This window comes from Pseudomonas fluorescens HK44 (genome assembly GCF_000217955.3).
GTDB classification, from domain to species: domain Bacteria; phylum Pseudomonadota; class Gammaproteobacteria; order Pseudomonadales; family Pseudomonadaceae; genus Aquipseudomonas; species Aquipseudomonas fluorescens_AQ.
In genome coordinates this window covers 586,686-601,657 of record NZ_AFOY02000015.1, presented here as the reverse complement: position 1 = coordinate 601,657, position 14,972 = coordinate 586,686, and the positions used below count along the sequence as shown (strand labels likewise).

The following is a 14,972-nucleotide window of genomic DNA, read 5'->3' as shown; positions in this document are numbered from 1 at the left end:
TATTTCCTACGGAGTTTGCCTTGCGTCTGTTCCACACCTCCGACTGGCACCTTGGGCAGAACCTGCACGGCCAGGAGCGCGACTTTGAACACGGCTGTTTCCTCGACTGGCTGCTGCGTCAGCTGGCGCTGGAAAAGCCCGATGTGCTGCTGATCGCTGGCGACATCTTCGACACGGTCAATCCGCCGGTCAAAGCCCAGGAGCGTCTCTACGACTTCATCGTCAGCGCGCACGAGCAGCAGCCATCGCTGACCATCGTGATGATCGCTGGCAACCATGACTCCGGCTCGCGGATCGAATTGCCCGCGCCGCTGATGCGCCGGTTGCGCACTCACGCGCTGGGCCGGGTGTTGTGGCTCGATGACGGGCAACTGGACGCCGAGCGCTTGCTGATTCCGCTGCCCGATGCCTCGGGTGAAATCGCCGGCTGGTGCCTGGCGCTGCCGTTTCTGCGCCCCGCCGAAGTTACCGGTGCACATCTGGGCGACAACTACCTGCGCGGCATCGGTCAGGTGCATGAATGGCTGATCGAAGCCGCCAATGCCAAGCGTCAACCCGGTCAGGCATTGATCGCCATCAGCCATGCGCACATGGCCGGTGGTTCGGTGTCCGAGGACTCCGAGCGCAGCCTGATCATCGGCAACGCCGAAGCCCTGCCCGCCAGCCTGTTCGGGCCGAGTATCAGCTACGTTGCCCTTGGCCATTTGCACAAGCCGCAGAAGGTCAACGGCGAGGAGCGCATTCGCTACAGCGGCTCGCCGATTCCGTTGTCGTTTTCCGAAATCGGCTATCAGCATCAAATTCTCGACATCACGCTCGACGGCGAGACGCTGCTCAGCGTCGAACCCCGGTTGATCCCCCGTGCGGTCAACCTGCAACGCCTGGGCCCTGCTCCGCTCAGTGAAATCCTGATTCAGCTCGCGGATTTACCGAACATCGACCTGTTGGCCGATCTCCAGCGCCAACCGTGGCTTGAAGTCCGCGTACGCCTCGATGAACCGCAGCCGGACCTGCGCCAACAGATCGAAACCGCGCTGCAAGGCAAAGCCGTGCGGCTGGTGCGAATCGCTGCCGAATACGCCGGCAATGGCGGTCGAGATGGCGCGGATGACACGGGGCAGTTGGTCGAACTGGACCAGCTCACGCCACAGGAATTATTCAGCCGTGCCTGGCTCGATAACTACGGCAGCGCGGTCGACGAACAGACACTCAAAGACTTTGCGGTGCTGCTGCAAGACGTTCAGCAGGAGAGCGAACAGCCATGAAAATTCTCGCGATCCGCCTGAAAAACCTCGCCTCGCTGGCAGGCCCCTTTGAAATCGATTTCACTGCCGAACCCCTGGCCAGTTCCGGTCTGTTTGCGATTACCGGGCCGACGGGTGCCGGTAAAAGTACCTTGCTCGATGCGTTGTGCCTGGCACTGTTTGGCGCAGTGCCACGCCTCAACAATACCGGACGAGACGCCAAAGTACCGGATGCGGACGGCGAGATCGCCACGGGCGACCCGCGCACCCTGCTGCGCCGTGGCACCGGTGACGGCTATGCCGAAGTCGACTTTGTCGGCATCGACGGTCGTCGCTACCGGGCGCGCTGGGAAGCCAATCGCGCCCGCGAAAAAGCCAACGGCAAGCTGCAAGCCAGCCGCCAAAGCTTGCGCGACCTCGACACCGATCAACTGCTGGCGAGCCAGAAAGGTGAATACAAGACTCAGCTTGAAGCCGTGCTGGGCCTGAATTTCGAACAATTCACCCGCGCGGTGATGCTCGCTCAAAGCGAGTTCAGCGCGTTTCTCAAGGCCGATGACAACGACCGTAGCGAACTGCTGGAAAAGCTCACCGACACCGCGCTCTACACGCGCCTGGGCAAGCGCGCTTTCGACAAAAGCAAGGAAACCCGTGAAGCCCACAAGTTGCTGCAAGATCAGGCCACTGGCGTAACGCCCCTTGAACCCTTGGCCCGCGCCGAACTCGATCAGCGCTTCAACGACGCCCAGCAACAACTCAAAAACCAGCAAGCACAGCTCAAGCAACTTGAACTGCAGAACACCTGGCTCAAGGAATTGCACCAGTTGCAGGACCAGCAACGGGCCGCTGCTGAACAACGGCAACAGGCTCAACAGTCGTGGGACGCCCAGGCAGGCGAACGGCTGAACCTGGCGCGCCTGGAACAACTGGCGCCACAGCGGCATCAGTTTGCCCGGCAAACCGAGCTGAGCGCGCAACTGAGCCCGTTGGCCGCGCTGATTCAGCAACACAGCCAACAGCAAAGCGAGCTGCAAACCCGTCAGGTTCAACTCGAACACAGCCTGGAGTCCGCAAAAGCCGCGTTGACCCAGGCCCAAAGCGAGCACAGCAATAACGCCCCGCTGCTGCGTCAGGCGTTCGAAGAGCAAAGCAACCTGGCGCGCCTGACCCAGTCCATCAACACTTCAGCCGAACTCAAGCACAACGCCGAACAGGCCAGTAGCGAAGGCCAACAGGCCATCGCGCAAATGCTCGAACAGCAACAACGGGTTGCCGAACGCCTGGCGACGATTGCAACGCAATTGGAACAGAGCGTCCAACTGGCTCCCGTCAGTGACGCCTGGAACGCTTACCGCGAACGATTGCAGCAGTTGATGCTGGTGGGCAATCGCCTGAAAAAAGGCCAGGCCGAACTGCTCGAGCTGGAGCAGCGTGCGGCCGACACCGCGAGCCAACTCAGCGCACAACGCCAAAGCCTGGCGCTGCTCTTCAACGAAGCCGGGGCAGAACCACAAGCCGTTGCCGAGCAGATTCAGATCCTCGGCAGCCTGCTGCAAGACAACCGCAAACAGCAACGCGCCATCGAAGAGCTCGCGCGGCTGTGGGCCCGTCAGCAGGAGCTGGACACGCGCACGCAGGAACTGCAACAACGCCTGCTGACCGTCCAGACAGAACGCGAACGCCTGACCCGCGAAGGCGTCCAGGCCAAGGCCGAACTGACGGTCGCCGAGCAAACCCTGAAGGTCACCCAGGAACTGCTGGAGCGTCAGCGCCTGGCGCGCAGTGCCAGCGTCGAAGAATTGCGCGGACAGTTGCAGGACGATCAACCGTGCCCGGTCTGCGGCAGCGTCGAGCATCCTTATCATCAGCCTGAAGCGTTGCTGCAAAGCCTCGGCCGGCACGATGAAAGCGAACAGGCCAACGCGCAAAAAGCCGTTGACGCGCTGAAGGAAAAACTCGCAGACCTGCGCACCGAAGTCGGCGGATTGATTGCCCAGCAAAAAGAACTGCTGCAACAACAGGAACAGCTGGCGACCCAGCAGCAGAGCCTGACACCGAGCCTTGAAGCGCATCCACTGGCCGCCCAGTTGCTGACCCAGGAAGCCGGCAAACGCGATGCCTGGCTGAATCAGCAAAGCACTCAGTTGAATCAGAGCATTGCCCAGGACGAACAACGACAAAGCGCCCTGCTCACCTTGCAGCAAGACGCCGCACGTCTTCAGCAACAATTGCAAGCCGCCGACCAGGCCAGCCAACAGGCTGCCCAGCAACTGGCGATCCAGCAGCGCGAGTTGAGCAATGACAGCCAGCGCCTTGAAGAAGAACTGGCAGCGTTCGGCGCCCTGCTTCCGGCTGCGACCCTTGACGGTTTGCGCAACGAACCCGCTGCGACCTTCATGCAACTCGATCAGCAGGTTGCCCAGCGTCTGGAACAGCTGGAACTGCAACGCGAAGAACTCAGCGAACAACAACAGCGTCAGCAAAACCTGGAGAAAGAACAGGACCGGCAACTGACACGCGTGCAGCAACTGGAAGCCGCACAGCTGCAATTCAGCGCACTCGCCGAGCAGCAACACGCCGCCCAACAGAAACTCGCCGAACTGCTGGGCGACCAGCCGAGCGCCGAGCAGTGGCAACAGCAACTGGATCAGGCCGTCGAACAGGCTCGACAGGCCGAAGCGATGGCCAATCAGCACTTGCAGGAAGTCCGCAGCCAGCAGATTCAACTGGCCGCCGAACTCAAAGCCGAGCAACAACGCCAGCACGCACTGGAAGCCGAAAGTCATGAGCTGCGCGGCAAGATCGCCGAATGGCGTGCCCTTCATCCGGAACTGGACGATGGCGGTCTGGAGCAGTTACTGGCGCTCAGCGACGAGCACGTCAGCCAGCTGCGCCAACAGCTTCAGCTCGGCGAAAAAGCCATCGAGCAAGCCAAGGTGCTGCTGCATGAACGCGAACAGCGTCTGCACAGCCATCAGGCGCAGCACAACGGCAACCTTGATGCCGAACAACTGGCCAGCGCCCTCGGCGAGCTGCAAGAGCAGTTCGGCATCAGCGAGCAGCTCTGCGCCGAACTGCGTGCGCAACAAGCCGAAGATCAACGCCGTCAGGACGCCAATCAGGCACTGGCCCAACGCATCAGCGATGCCTACAACGAGTGGCAGCGCTGGGCACGGCTCAATGCCCTGATCGGCTCGGCCACCGGCGACACCTTCCGCAAGATCGCCCAGGCCTATAACCTCGATTTGCTGGTGCATCACGCCAACGCCCAATTGCGCCAACTGGTGCGTCGCTACCGGCTCAAGCGCGGTGGCAGCATGCTTGGTTTGCTGGTGATGGACACGGAGATGGGCGATGAACTGCGCTCGGTGCATTCGCTGTCGGGCGGCGAAACCTTCCTGGTGTCGCTGGCACTGGCGCTGGGCCTGGCCTCGATGGCGTCGAGCACGCTGAAAATCGAATCGCTGTTCATCGACGAAGGCTTCGGCAGCCTCGATCCCGAGTCTCTGCAATTGGCGATGGACGCCCTGGACGGCTTGCAGGCGCAGGGGCGCAAGGTCGGGGTGATCTCCCACGTACAGGAAATGCACGAGCGAATCCCGGTGCAGATCCAGGTTCGTCGCCAAGGCAATGGCCTGAGCACGCTGGAGGTCAAATGAGCACGCCGACGCTCTATTCCTTCCGCCGCTGCCCCTACGCCATGCGCGCACGCATGGCGCTGCGTTACAGTTCAGTGGCGGTGGAGATTGTCGAGGTCAGCCTGAAAGCCAAGCCGCCGGAGCTGCTCGCGCTGTCGAGCAAGGGCACCGTGCCGGTGCTCAGCCTTGACGGTCGGGTGATAGAGCAAAGCCTGGAGATCATGCAGTGGGCGCTGGAACAGAACGACCCGCAGGATTGGTTGCTCAAGGACGATCCTGCGGCGCAACAACTGAGCGCTGCGCTGATCGAAGCAAACGATCAGACATTCAAGCTGCACCTCAATCGCTACAAATACGCTGAACGCTACCCGGAACATCCCATGGAGCATTACCGCGCAGAAGGCGAAGTGTTTTTGCGTGAGCTGGATGAGTTGCTGCAACAGCGAGCTTATCTGCTGGCCTATCATCTGAGCCTGGCGGACATTGCACTGGCGCCGTTCATACGCCAGTTTGCGCACGTCGACCGCGAGTGGTTTGCGCAGACGCCGTATCGACATTTGCAGGCGTGGCTTCGAGGGATTCTTGAGTCAGATCTTTTTGCCGCAGTCATGGCAAAGATCTAATGTGGGAAGCGTCGCCCGGCTCTTCCCACATTCGATTAAGCCAACACGCTGCACATTTGCAGCGCCGAACAATCAACTTCAAACGGCCCCAGAACCACTGCTTTGGGTTTGACTGGCGGATTACCCGCCAATAACCCCAGCGCCTTGGCAGTCTGGATGTTGTGGGCGATGTTGTGATTGCACTCGATGGCCCGTGCCAGCGAGCCCGCCGAACCTTGGCCGATGCCGAGCAGTGAAGATCCATTGGTCAGGAATGCCAGGAAGGCGACGACCATCAGCTTGCGCCCTTTCATACCCCCACCGCTCCCGCAACATCGGAATGCCCAGCGCTGACGTGCTGCGCGTGTTCAAACTGGATGGCGGGATAAGCGACCTGAATCGGCGCTTGCATGAGGCGCTGCGACTGGGCCGAGAGGCTGACCACCAGAACCATCGCCACGTATAAACCAATGGCGACATACGCGCCGTGTTTGGCAGAAGAAAGGATTGCGCTGGCCATGGGATTCTCCGTGGGCATGTTTCAGTGCCCACAGAATCAATCAAATAACCGGTTTTTAATAGCGGCCTTTATGCATAGTAGCTATCAGTTTAATTGATCGAAAATCCGACGACGTTCAGTCCTGCAACACGCTCATCAAACGCTCGCGTGCGGCTTCAGGCTCGCCGTCGACCGGCCGGGCAGCCGATAGAATCGGGGTGGAATAGAGAAACAGCAGCACCACAGCCAGACGCATCGCCATGTCGTCGATCCTTGGAAAAGATTGAGTCAATAAATTAGCGTCAAATTTAAACACATGGCTATGTGATATTACACGAGGAATTTGTGCTGAATGGGGTGCGGAGTCGCAAATGTTTTATGCAGGAGCGACATCACTCTGGCCTTTCCAGCGAAAGGATCGCCGATCGGATCAAGTGACTTCGCGCCTGCATAAAGTCGGCAGGGTTTGAATCTCAGTGTTGAATCTTGTGATCCAGCGCGGCGTAGAAGTTGGCGCTTTGTTGCAGGTATTTCTGGGTGTAGCTGTGGGTGCCGGATTTTTTCAAGCTGATCTCAGTGTTGGCACTGGCTGGCAGAGCAACAGTGGCTGAGATGGCGGAAGCGGCGATCACGGAGAAGAGATTGAAGTTCATGGCGGTAACCCTCGTAGATTCAGTTGGCTTGCTTGCCTGTGCAGGCTGTGAAGCAAACTTACGCCCGAGGGTTGGCGCTCTTGAAATCTTTTGCAGCAGTAGCGGATATCACTCAGATTAATAGAACCACGCAGGCCCCGGCTTACGGGGCCTGCGGCTTATTGACGCAGGAAGAACCTGATATCGCTGGGTGAGTCGAACGGCAGTTTTTGCACGGTTTTGCCCAGCAGACCGGTCTTCACATCACGCGCGATGATGACGATCTGGTTGCTCTTCTGGTTGGCGACCAGCACGAACTTGCCGCTCGGATCGAGGCTGAATTCACGCGGGTGATCACCCTCCACCGAACGACGCTGAAGCTCCTTGAGCTCGCCACTGGCCGGGTCGATGGCGAACACCAGCAACTCGTTAGTGGTGCCTCGGTTGCTGACGTAGAGGAATTTGCCATCCGACGAGGCATGCAGCGCAGCGGCGGCTTTCTGCGACGGGGGTTTACCGGCGGCCAGGTCGACCATCTGCCGCTGCGTCAGTTTGCCCGCCTGATAATCGAACACCGCAACTTGCGCGCTCATTTCCAGGGTCAGGTACGCGTGCTTGCCGTCGGCACTGAACAGCAAATGCCGCGGTCCGCTGCCGGGCGGCAACTGAACCGAGGCCGGCGTGGCAGCGGTCAGCGGCCGTTGCGGATTGGCCTTGGGGTCATAGCGATAGACAAAGACCTTGTCGGCACCCAGGTCATTGGCAAACACGTACTGGCCGTCCGGCGAGGACACCGTCGAATGCACATGCGCCGACAGCTGCCGCTCGGGATTGACCCGGCTCGGCTGATGGCTGCTTAGTTGCACCGGCGGTGCCAGCTTGCCATCGGCGCTCACCGGCAATGCCGCGAGGCTGCCACCCGGGTCTTCGGCCACCGAGTAATTACTGACAAACAGGTATTTGCCATCAGTGCTCAGGCTGGAATGGGTCGGTTCGTTGCCCAGGCTCTGCACCTGACTGATCAGGCTCAACGCATGGGTGTTCGGCTCGACGGCGAAGCTGCTGACACGCCCTACCGGGTCAACTTGACCCGGACCATTCTCGTTGACCGCAAACAGTCGACGCTGGTCGCTGGACAAGGTCAGCCACGACGGGTTGGCGCTCTTGACCACCTGCAACGGCGTCGCGTCGAGTTGACCGCTCCGGCTGTCGAATTTGAGTCGGTAGATCCCCTGGCTCTGGCCTTGGGTGTAGGTGCCGATCAGCAGTTCATGGACGTCGGCGGGTGCGGCCTGCACCCCCATCGCGCCGAAACTGCCGGCCATCAACAGTGGCCAGACGTTACGCATCCTCATGCTCGTCGTCCTCTTCGTCATCACCACCGAACGCTTCCATGCACACCAGGCGGTGCTCGCCGGAATCACCGGTGATGGTCCAGCTCTGCAGGGTTTGATCGAATACCGCCGCCTGCACCTGAGCCGGGCTGAACTCCCAGTGTTTGGCCGCTCGGCCGTCCATGCATTCGATGTGCAGATTGTCGTCTTCGTCGAGAGCGAATTCGAAGGCGTGCAAGCCGTCGATTTCGACCATGGCGCAGTGTTCGAGGGCGTTGAGAAGGGTTACGGCAGTCATGGCAATCATGTCTTTCAGGGGAAAACAGCAATGATAGCGCATTGTTGCCGCAAACCCTGTGGGAGCGAGCCTGCTCGCGAATGCGGTGTGTCAGGCAATGGAAATGTCGACTGGTAAACCGCAATCGCGAGCAGGCTCGCTCCCACAAGGGGGATGAAATTCGAGAAATAAAAAAGCCGCAACCCGAAGGTTGCGGCTTTGTTATTTTCGGCCTCGATCAGTGAGCAAACAACGAGTTACCCTTCTGCCCGGCGAGGCTTGAAGGTTTGATCAGGAAACGCGCCAGCGCCGGCAACAGCCACAGCGCACCGAACATGTTCCAGAGCAGCATGAAGGTCAGCATCAGCCCCATGTCGGCCTGGAACTTGATTGCCGAGAAAATCCAGGTGCACACGCCGATGGCCAGGCACAGACCGGTGAACAGCACCGCTTTACCGGTGGACTTCAGCGTCTGGTAATACGCCTCTTGCAGCGGCAAGCCAGCACGCAGGAAGCTTTCCAGGCGACTGTAAATGTAGATGCCGTAATCCACGCCAATCCCCACCCCGAGCGCCACCACCGGCAAGGTCGCGACTTTCACGCCGATACCCATGAACGCCATCAGCGCGTTGCCCAGCACCGAGGTCAGCACCAGTGGCAAGACGATGCACAAGGTCGCCGCCCAGGAACGGAAGGTGATCATGCACATGGTGGCCACGCAGATGTACACCAGCACCAGGATGGTCAGTTCCGATTCCTTGATCACCTCGTTGGTGGCCGCTTCGATCCCGGCGTTACCGGCAGCCAGGATGAATTCCAGGCCCTCCTTGTTGTTCTCCTTGGCGAAGTCCTGCACCGCATGCACCGCACGGTCGAGAGTTTCGGCCTTGTGGTCGTTGAGGAACACCAGCACCGGCGCCAGCGAGCAGCTGTTGTTGTACAGGCCGTCGGCACGGGCGATGGAGTTGTTCAGCACGTCCGGGTTACGCGACAGGGTTTCCCACTTCAGGTTGCCCTCGTTCATGCCCTTGATCATCTGCTTGGAGACGGTCACCAGGGAAATCGCCGACTGCACGCCCTCGGTGTTCTGCATCTTCCACATCAGTTCATCGATTGGCGCCATGGCTTCGTAACGCGAACAGCCTTCCGCCTTGGTCTTGACCATCACTACCAGCACATCGGAGCTGGTGGAGTAGTTCTTGATGATGAAATTGTTGTCCTGGTTGTAGCGCGAATCCGGACGCAGCTCCGGCGCACCCTGGTCGAGGTCACCGATTTTCAGGTTCTGGCTGTACCAGAGGCCGCCACCGAAGGCGATCAGCGCCAGGAGAATCGAAACCGGGGCGACTTTCGAGCTGGCAAAGTTCGACAGCAGACGCCAGAACCTATGCTCGCGGATTGCATCTTTCTTGCTGCGCTCGACCGCACGTTTGCTGATGCCAACATAGGAAATCGCTACCGGCAGCAGGATCAGGTTGGTGAACACAATCACCGCCACGCCAATGGATGCGCCGATGGCCAGTTCGCGAATCACCCCGATATCGATGATCAGCAAGGTAATGAAGCCCACCGCATCCGCGAGGATCGCAATCATCCCCGGCAGAAACAGCTGCCGGAACGTGCGCCGGGCGGCGGTCAAGGCGTTGTCCGCATCGCTGGACTGCAGGGCGATCCCGTTGATCTTCTGCACGCCGTGGGAAATACCGATGGCGAAGATCAGGAACGGCACCAGCATCGAATACGGGTCCAGACCAAAGCCAAAGGCGTGCATCAACCCGAGTTGCCAGACCACCGCCACCAGGGTGGTGCTCAACACCGCCACGGTGCTGCGCAGGCAGTTGGTGAACCACAACAGCAGAATCAGGGTGATGACGAACGCCACGCCGAAGAACATGACCACCATGATCAAGCCGTCAATCAGGTCACCGACCTTCTTGGCAAAACCGACGATGTGGATCTGTACGTTGGGGTTCTGTTTTTCGAACTTGTCGCGGATCTTGCCTTCAAGTTCGTGGGAGAACTTCTGGTAGTCCAGTGCCAGCAGCTTGCCCTGGTCCTGCGGGTCCGGGTAGGACTCCAGCAGCGGAATATCGACGATGCTCGACTTGAAATCGTTGGCCACCAACCGACCGACCTGGCCGGATTTGAGTACGTTGTTGCGCAACTGATCGAGGCTGTCGACCGAGCCGTTGTAGCTCTGCGGGATGACTTCACCGCCGGCGAAACCCTCCTCGGTCACTTCGGTCCAGCGCACGCTCGGACTCCACAGCGACTTGAGGCCGGAACGGTCGACACCGGAGATGTAGAACACCTCGTCGTTGATCTGGCGCAGGGTCTCCATGTACTCCTTGGAGAAAATGTCGCCATCGGTGGCTTCCACGGAGATACGCACGGTATTGCCGAGGTTGGCCAGGTCATTGCGGTGTTCAAGCATCTTCTCGATGAAAGGATGCTTGAGCGGGATCATTTTTTCGAAGCTGGTGGACGGCCGGATCAGCGTCGCCTGCCAGAACAGGAACATGCTGACCAGCAGGCAGATGACGATCACTGCCGGGCGGTTGTTGAAAATCAGGCGCTCGAGTAGCGTCGCCTTGTCTTGATGATGACTGCTCATGGATGTCATATCTGCGCCTCTCATTATTTGCCCAGCTCGGCGCCGATTGGCGAAGTAGCGCGAACGCCGCCCTGTCCTACCAGAATCAGGTTGCCATTGCCCGCCCCCGTGACCGCCGAAACGGAAAGGCGGTCGGGACGGTTGAATACGCTGAAGGTCACGCCGTCGTCACTGCTGCGCACCACGCTGCCGCCATTACCGACGATCACGATGTTGCCGTCGTCAAGCAAGGTCGCACCGGACAGACCGAACTCCAGCGCGCCGCGCGCCGCCTTGAGCTCGACCTGCTCCCAGGTGCTGCCAAAATCAGTGGAGCGGAACAGATTGCCGCGCAGACCGTAGGCCAGCAACGTCGCCGGCTTGGCAGTGCCAATCACCCCGAACAGCGACCCCTGGTATGGACCTTGAAGGCGTTCCCAGGTTTGCCCCCAGTCAGGGGAACGGAACATGCTGCCTTGCTCGCCCACGATGAACAGCCCGGAATCCTTTACCGCTGCGATAGCGTTGAGGTGGTACTGATCCGGGTTATCGAGGCGATCGCCGACGTCTGCCCAGCTCTTTCCACCGTCAGTGGTTTCCAGCAGAGCGCCGTAAGCACCCACGGCAAAACCGCTACTAAGGTCCTTGAACCAGACAGCCAGCAGTGGCGCTTCGCGCTTCAGGTCTTCGAATTGTTTGATCCAGGTGACGCCGCCGTCTTCACTGGCGAGGATTTGCGCGTCATGACCGACAGCCCAGCCATGCTTGTCATCGACGAAATAGACCGCGGTCAGCAGTTGCCGACTGGGCACTTTGGCCTGGGTCCAGGTCTGGCCCTGGTCATCGGAATACAGAATGTGGCCACGATCGCCGACGGCCACCAGGCGCTTTCCTGCATGCGCAACATCAAGCATCAACCCCTTGGCGGACTTCGCGGACTCAATCGAATAGACCGTATCGGACGCCGGTGCATCTGCGGCCAAAACGGGTGCCGACAGCACGGCAGAGCCCAACAGCGAGAGCGCTGTAGCCAGCAACGCGAATCTGCGTAACGCCGGCGGGCGGCAAAAACCCACACCCATGACAGGCTCACTCATAGACCTTTCCCCCATTATTATTGTTAGGTCGTTCAACCTTTCAGGGCGCCGCGGGGGTGCTCGTAGCGATTGATCGTTTTTGGAGCATAGTCCTGAAACGCGCAATCTAGAGCCCCTTCGGAAGCTGGCCTATCCTATCCAGCTTTCGAAAGGTCTGACAATCAACGCCACGTTATCTTTTGTTAACCCGCAGGTTATGGGCAGGCGCTGAATGAGGGAGTATTCGGTGGGGTGATGTACGAATGTGGCGAGGGAGCTTGCTCCCGCTGGAGGCCGAAGGACTCCCAATCTCAGCCTCCCTGCCATACAGGACGAGGTGACTGAGAATTGGGCCCGCTTCGCAGCCCAGCGGGAGCAAGCTCCCTCGCCACAGTTGCTACAGATGAAAGCCCGAGGTTCAGGCCAGACTTTTGCTGACCACTTCAAACACATCGCTGGACAGCTGACCCGAAGCGCGAATGCGCTCCAGCTCCGCCTTCATCAACGCCTGACGGGCGCTGTCGTATTTGCGCCAGCGCGTCAGCGGCGCCAATTGGCGGGAAGCGATCTGCGGGTTGAAGCCATTCAGCTCGATCACCAGATCCGCAAGGAATCGATACCCCGAACCATCAGCCGCATGGAAGTTGATCAGGTTCTGCCCGGCAAACGCACCGACCAGCGCCCGCACCTTGTTCGGGTTCTTGATGTTGAACGCCGGGTGCTTCATCAACTGCCGAACCCGCTGCAAGCCTCCCGGCAACGTGCTGCCGGCCTGCACGCTGAACCATTGGTCCATGACCAGCGGGTTGTCCTTGAAATGCTCGGCAAAACTGGCCAGCGCCTTGGCCTTCTCGGCTTCGAACGGCGAATTCACCAGCACCGCCAACGACGTCAGACGCTCGGTCATGTTGTCGCAGGCATCGAACTGCTCAAGGGTCGATGCCAGTACTTCGGGCTTGCCACTGAGCATCAGATAGGACAACGCAATGTTTTGCAGGCTACGGCGGGCGAAGTGCTCGGCTTCGGCAACGTAAGCGGTTTGCTTCGACAGCTCGCGGTTGGCCTGATAATGCAGCCACAGCGCATCGAACAGGCTGTCCGCCAGTTGCTTGCGGGCGAACTCACGCGCGGCGTGAATCGCATCGACGTCCGCCACTTCGCTGATTTCGGTCAGGTAGGCCTCGCTTGGCAGCGAGAGCATTTCGGCGACCATGGCCTGATCCAGGGATTCATCCGCCAGCACCGTGCGCAATGCACTGATCAATCGCTGATCCAGCACCAACGCCTGACCCGCTTGATGTTGAGCGATCAGTTCCTGCAACACCTGCACCGACAATTGCTGGCCGGCTTCCCAACGGTTGAAGCCGTCACTGTCGTGTTGCATCAGGAACATCAGTTGATCACGGTTGTACGGGAAACTCAGTTTCACCGGCGCCGAGAAGCCGCGCAGCAGCGAGGGCAACGGTTGTTCCGCGATGTCGACGAAAGTGAAGGTCTGCTCGGCGTCAGTCACCGACAGCACGCGGGAGGCCCCGTCAGCGGCCGCTTCACCGGCCAGACGCAGTGCGATCGCCGCGCCCTTGATATCCAGCAGGCCCAGTTCGACCGGAATCACGAACGGCAGTTTTTCAACCTTGTCCGGGGTTGCCGGGCAGCTCTGACGGAAGGTCAGGCTGTAGGTTTTGGCCGCTGCGTCGTAAGACTCGCTCACCGCCAGACGCGGCGTACCGGCCTGGCTGTACCAGCGTTTGAACTGGGTCAGGTCGACGCCGTTGGCATCTTCCATGGCCTTGATGAAATCGTCGCAGGTGACTGCCTGGCCATCGTGACGCTCGAAATACAGGTCGCTGCCTTTGCGAAAACCTTCGGCGCCAAGCAAGGTGCGGATCATGCGCACCACTTCCGAACCTTTCTCGTAGACGGTCAAGGTGTAGAAGTTGGAAATCTCGATGAATGCATCCGGGCGCACCGCATGGGCCATGGGACCGGCATCTTCGGCAAACTGGTGAGTGCGCAGGTACGCCACGTCCTCGATGCGCTTGACGGTGCGCGAGTGCATGTCGGCGGAGAACTCGGCATCACGGAACACTGTGAAACCTTCCTTGAGCGACAGCTGGAACCAGTCGCGGCAGGTCACGCGGTTACCCGACCAGTTGTGGAAGTATTCGTGGGCCACCACCGCTTCAACCCGCTGGTGCGCGGCGTCGGTCGCGGTTTCGGCACGGGCCAGCACGCAGCTGGAGTTGAAGATATTGAGGCCCTTGTTCTCCATGGCGCCCATGTTGAAGTCATTGACCGCGACGATCATGAAAATGTCCAGGTCGTACTCGCGGCCATAGACTTCTTCGTCCCAGCGCATGGACTTCTTCAGGCTGTTCATGGCGTGCTGGCACTTGTCGATGTTTTCCGGCTCGACGTAAATGCGCAGCGCCACACTGCGCTGGGTCATGGTGGTGAAGGTGTCTTCGACGCACCACAAGTCACCGGCCACCAGCGCGAACAGGTAGGCCGGTTTCATGAACGGGTCTTCCCAGGTCGCCCAGTGCCGGCCATCTTCACCGGGACCTGAGGCAATCGGGTTGCCGTTGGACAGCAGCACAGGATAGCTGTGCTGCTCGGCGACCACCGTGGTGGTGAACTTGCTCATCACATCCGGGCGGTCGAGGTAATAGGTGATCTTGCGAAAGCCCTCGGCCTCGCACTGGGTGCAGAACATGCCGCTGGACTTGTACAGGCCTTCCAGCGCGGTGTTGGTTTCCGGGTGAATCCGCACGCTGGTGTCGACCGTGAAGCTGGCGCTGGTCGGGTGCAGGGTCAGATGGTTTTCCGTCAACTGATAGTCACCGGCAGTGAGATCGCTGTCGCCCAAGGCTACTGACAGCAGCTCGAGTTGCTGGCCATCCAGTACAAGCGGCGGCAGGCCCGGGCCACGGGCAGGATTGCGGCGCATCACCAGTTGCGCATGGACCAGGCTGTGGTCCTCGTACAACTCGAAGGTCAGGTGCGTCTCGTCGATCAGGTACTCGGGCGCCTGATAGTCCTTCAGGTAGATCATCTTCGGTTGTTCGGTGCGCATG

12 protein-coding genes are annotated in these 14,972 nt (G+C 59.9%); 3 read left to right on the top strand and 9 right to left on the bottom strand.

Annotated features, from left to right (window positions below; translation table 11 throughout):
* The first annotated feature begins 20 nt into the window (after positions 1 to 20).
* Genes HK44_RS15470 through HK44_RS15460 form a run of 3 tightly spaced genes read left to right on the top strand, consistent with a single transcriptional unit; the run spans position 21 to position 5,505 of the window.
* Entirely contained in the window at positions 21 to 1,265 is a 1,245-nt protein-coding gene (locus HK44_RS15470) for an exonuclease SbcCD subunit D C-terminal domain-containing protein (RefSeq protein WP_019690597.1), read from the top strand.
* Positions 1,262 to 4,903 (top strand): AAA family ATPase, encoded by a 3,642-nt coding sequence (locus tag HK44_RS15465; RefSeq protein WP_019690598.1) that lies wholly within the window; start codon positions 1,262 to 1,264, stop codon positions 4,901 to 4,903. The genes HK44_RS15470 and HK44_RS15465 overlap by 4 nt, the downstream gene beginning before the upstream one ends.
* Entirely contained in the window at positions 4,900 to 5,505 is a 606-nt protein-coding gene (locus HK44_RS15460; protein WP_019690599.1) for a glutathione S-transferase, read from the top strand. The genes HK44_RS15465 and HK44_RS15460 overlap by 4 nt, the downstream gene beginning before the upstream one ends.
* Positions 5,506 to 5,540: 35 nt before the next feature.
* Here the strand turns inward: HK44_RS15460 and HK44_RS15455 are convergent, their stop codons facing one another.
* The 9 genes from HK44_RS15455 to pepN all read right to left on the bottom strand — a co-directional run bounded on the left by HK44_RS15455 (position 5,541) and on the right by pepN (position 14,971).
* A complete protein-coding gene (locus HK44_RS15455) occupies positions 5,541 to 5,798 on the bottom strand; it encodes a hypothetical protein (protein ID WP_019690600.1) in 258 nt (85 codons plus the stop codon).
* Positions 5,795 to 6,004, bottom strand: a complete 210-nt coding sequence (locus HK44_RS15450; protein WP_019690601.1) for a hypothetical protein — start codon at positions 6,002 to 6,004, stop codon at positions 5,795 to 5,797. Before HK44_RS15450 ends, HK44_RS15455 begins: the two co-directional genes overlap by 4 nt.
* A 115-nt stretch (positions 6,005 to 6,119) precedes the next feature.
* On the bottom strand, positions 6,120 to 6,245 hold the full coding sequence (locus HK44_RS30170; RefSeq protein ID WP_019690602.1) for a hypothetical protein: 126 nt from the start codon (positions 6,243 to 6,245) through the stop codon (positions 6,120 to 6,122).
* 211 nt (positions 6,246 to 6,456) lie between these two features.
* On the bottom strand, positions 6,457 to 6,636 hold the full coding sequence (locus HK44_RS15445; RefSeq protein ID WP_019690603.1) for a hypothetical protein: 180 nt from the start codon (positions 6,634 to 6,636) through the stop codon (positions 6,457 to 6,459).
* 158 nt (positions 6,637 to 6,794) lie between these two features.
* Complete coding sequence (locus tag HK44_RS15440) at positions 6,795 to 7,970, bottom strand: lactonase family protein (RefSeq protein ID WP_024264976.1); 1,176 nt, start codon at positions 7,968 to 7,970, stop codon at positions 6,795 to 6,797.
* Positions 7,957 to 8,247 carry a DUF5629 family protein gene (locus tag HK44_RS15435; protein ID WP_024264975.1) on the bottom strand — a complete coding sequence of 97 codons (291 nt, stop codon included), beginning with the start codon at positions 8,245 to 8,247 and terminating at the stop codon, positions 7,957 to 7,959. Before HK44_RS15435 ends, HK44_RS15440 begins: the two co-directional genes overlap by 14 nt.
* Before the next feature lie 217 nt (positions 8,248 to 8,464).
* Positions 8,465 to 10,840: an efflux RND transporter permease subunit gene (locus HK44_RS15430; protein WP_019690606.1), complete on the bottom strand. Its 2,376-nt coding sequence runs from the start codon at positions 10,838 to 10,840 to the stop codon at positions 8,465 to 8,467.
* Between the two features lie 23 nt (positions 10,841 to 10,863).
* Positions 10,864 to 11,916 (bottom strand): WD40/YVTN/BNR-like repeat-containing protein, encoded by a 1,053-nt coding sequence (locus HK44_RS15425; RefSeq protein WP_024264974.1) that lies wholly within the window; start codon positions 11,914 to 11,916, stop codon positions 10,864 to 10,866.
* A gap of 397 nt (positions 11,917 to 12,313) precedes the next feature.
* Positions 12,314 to 14,971: an aminopeptidase N gene (gene pepN, locus HK44_RS15420; protein ID WP_019690608.1), complete on the bottom strand. Its 2,658-nt coding sequence runs from the start codon at positions 14,969 to 14,971 to the stop codon at positions 12,314 to 12,316.
* Position 14,972 lies beyond the last annotated feature (1 nt).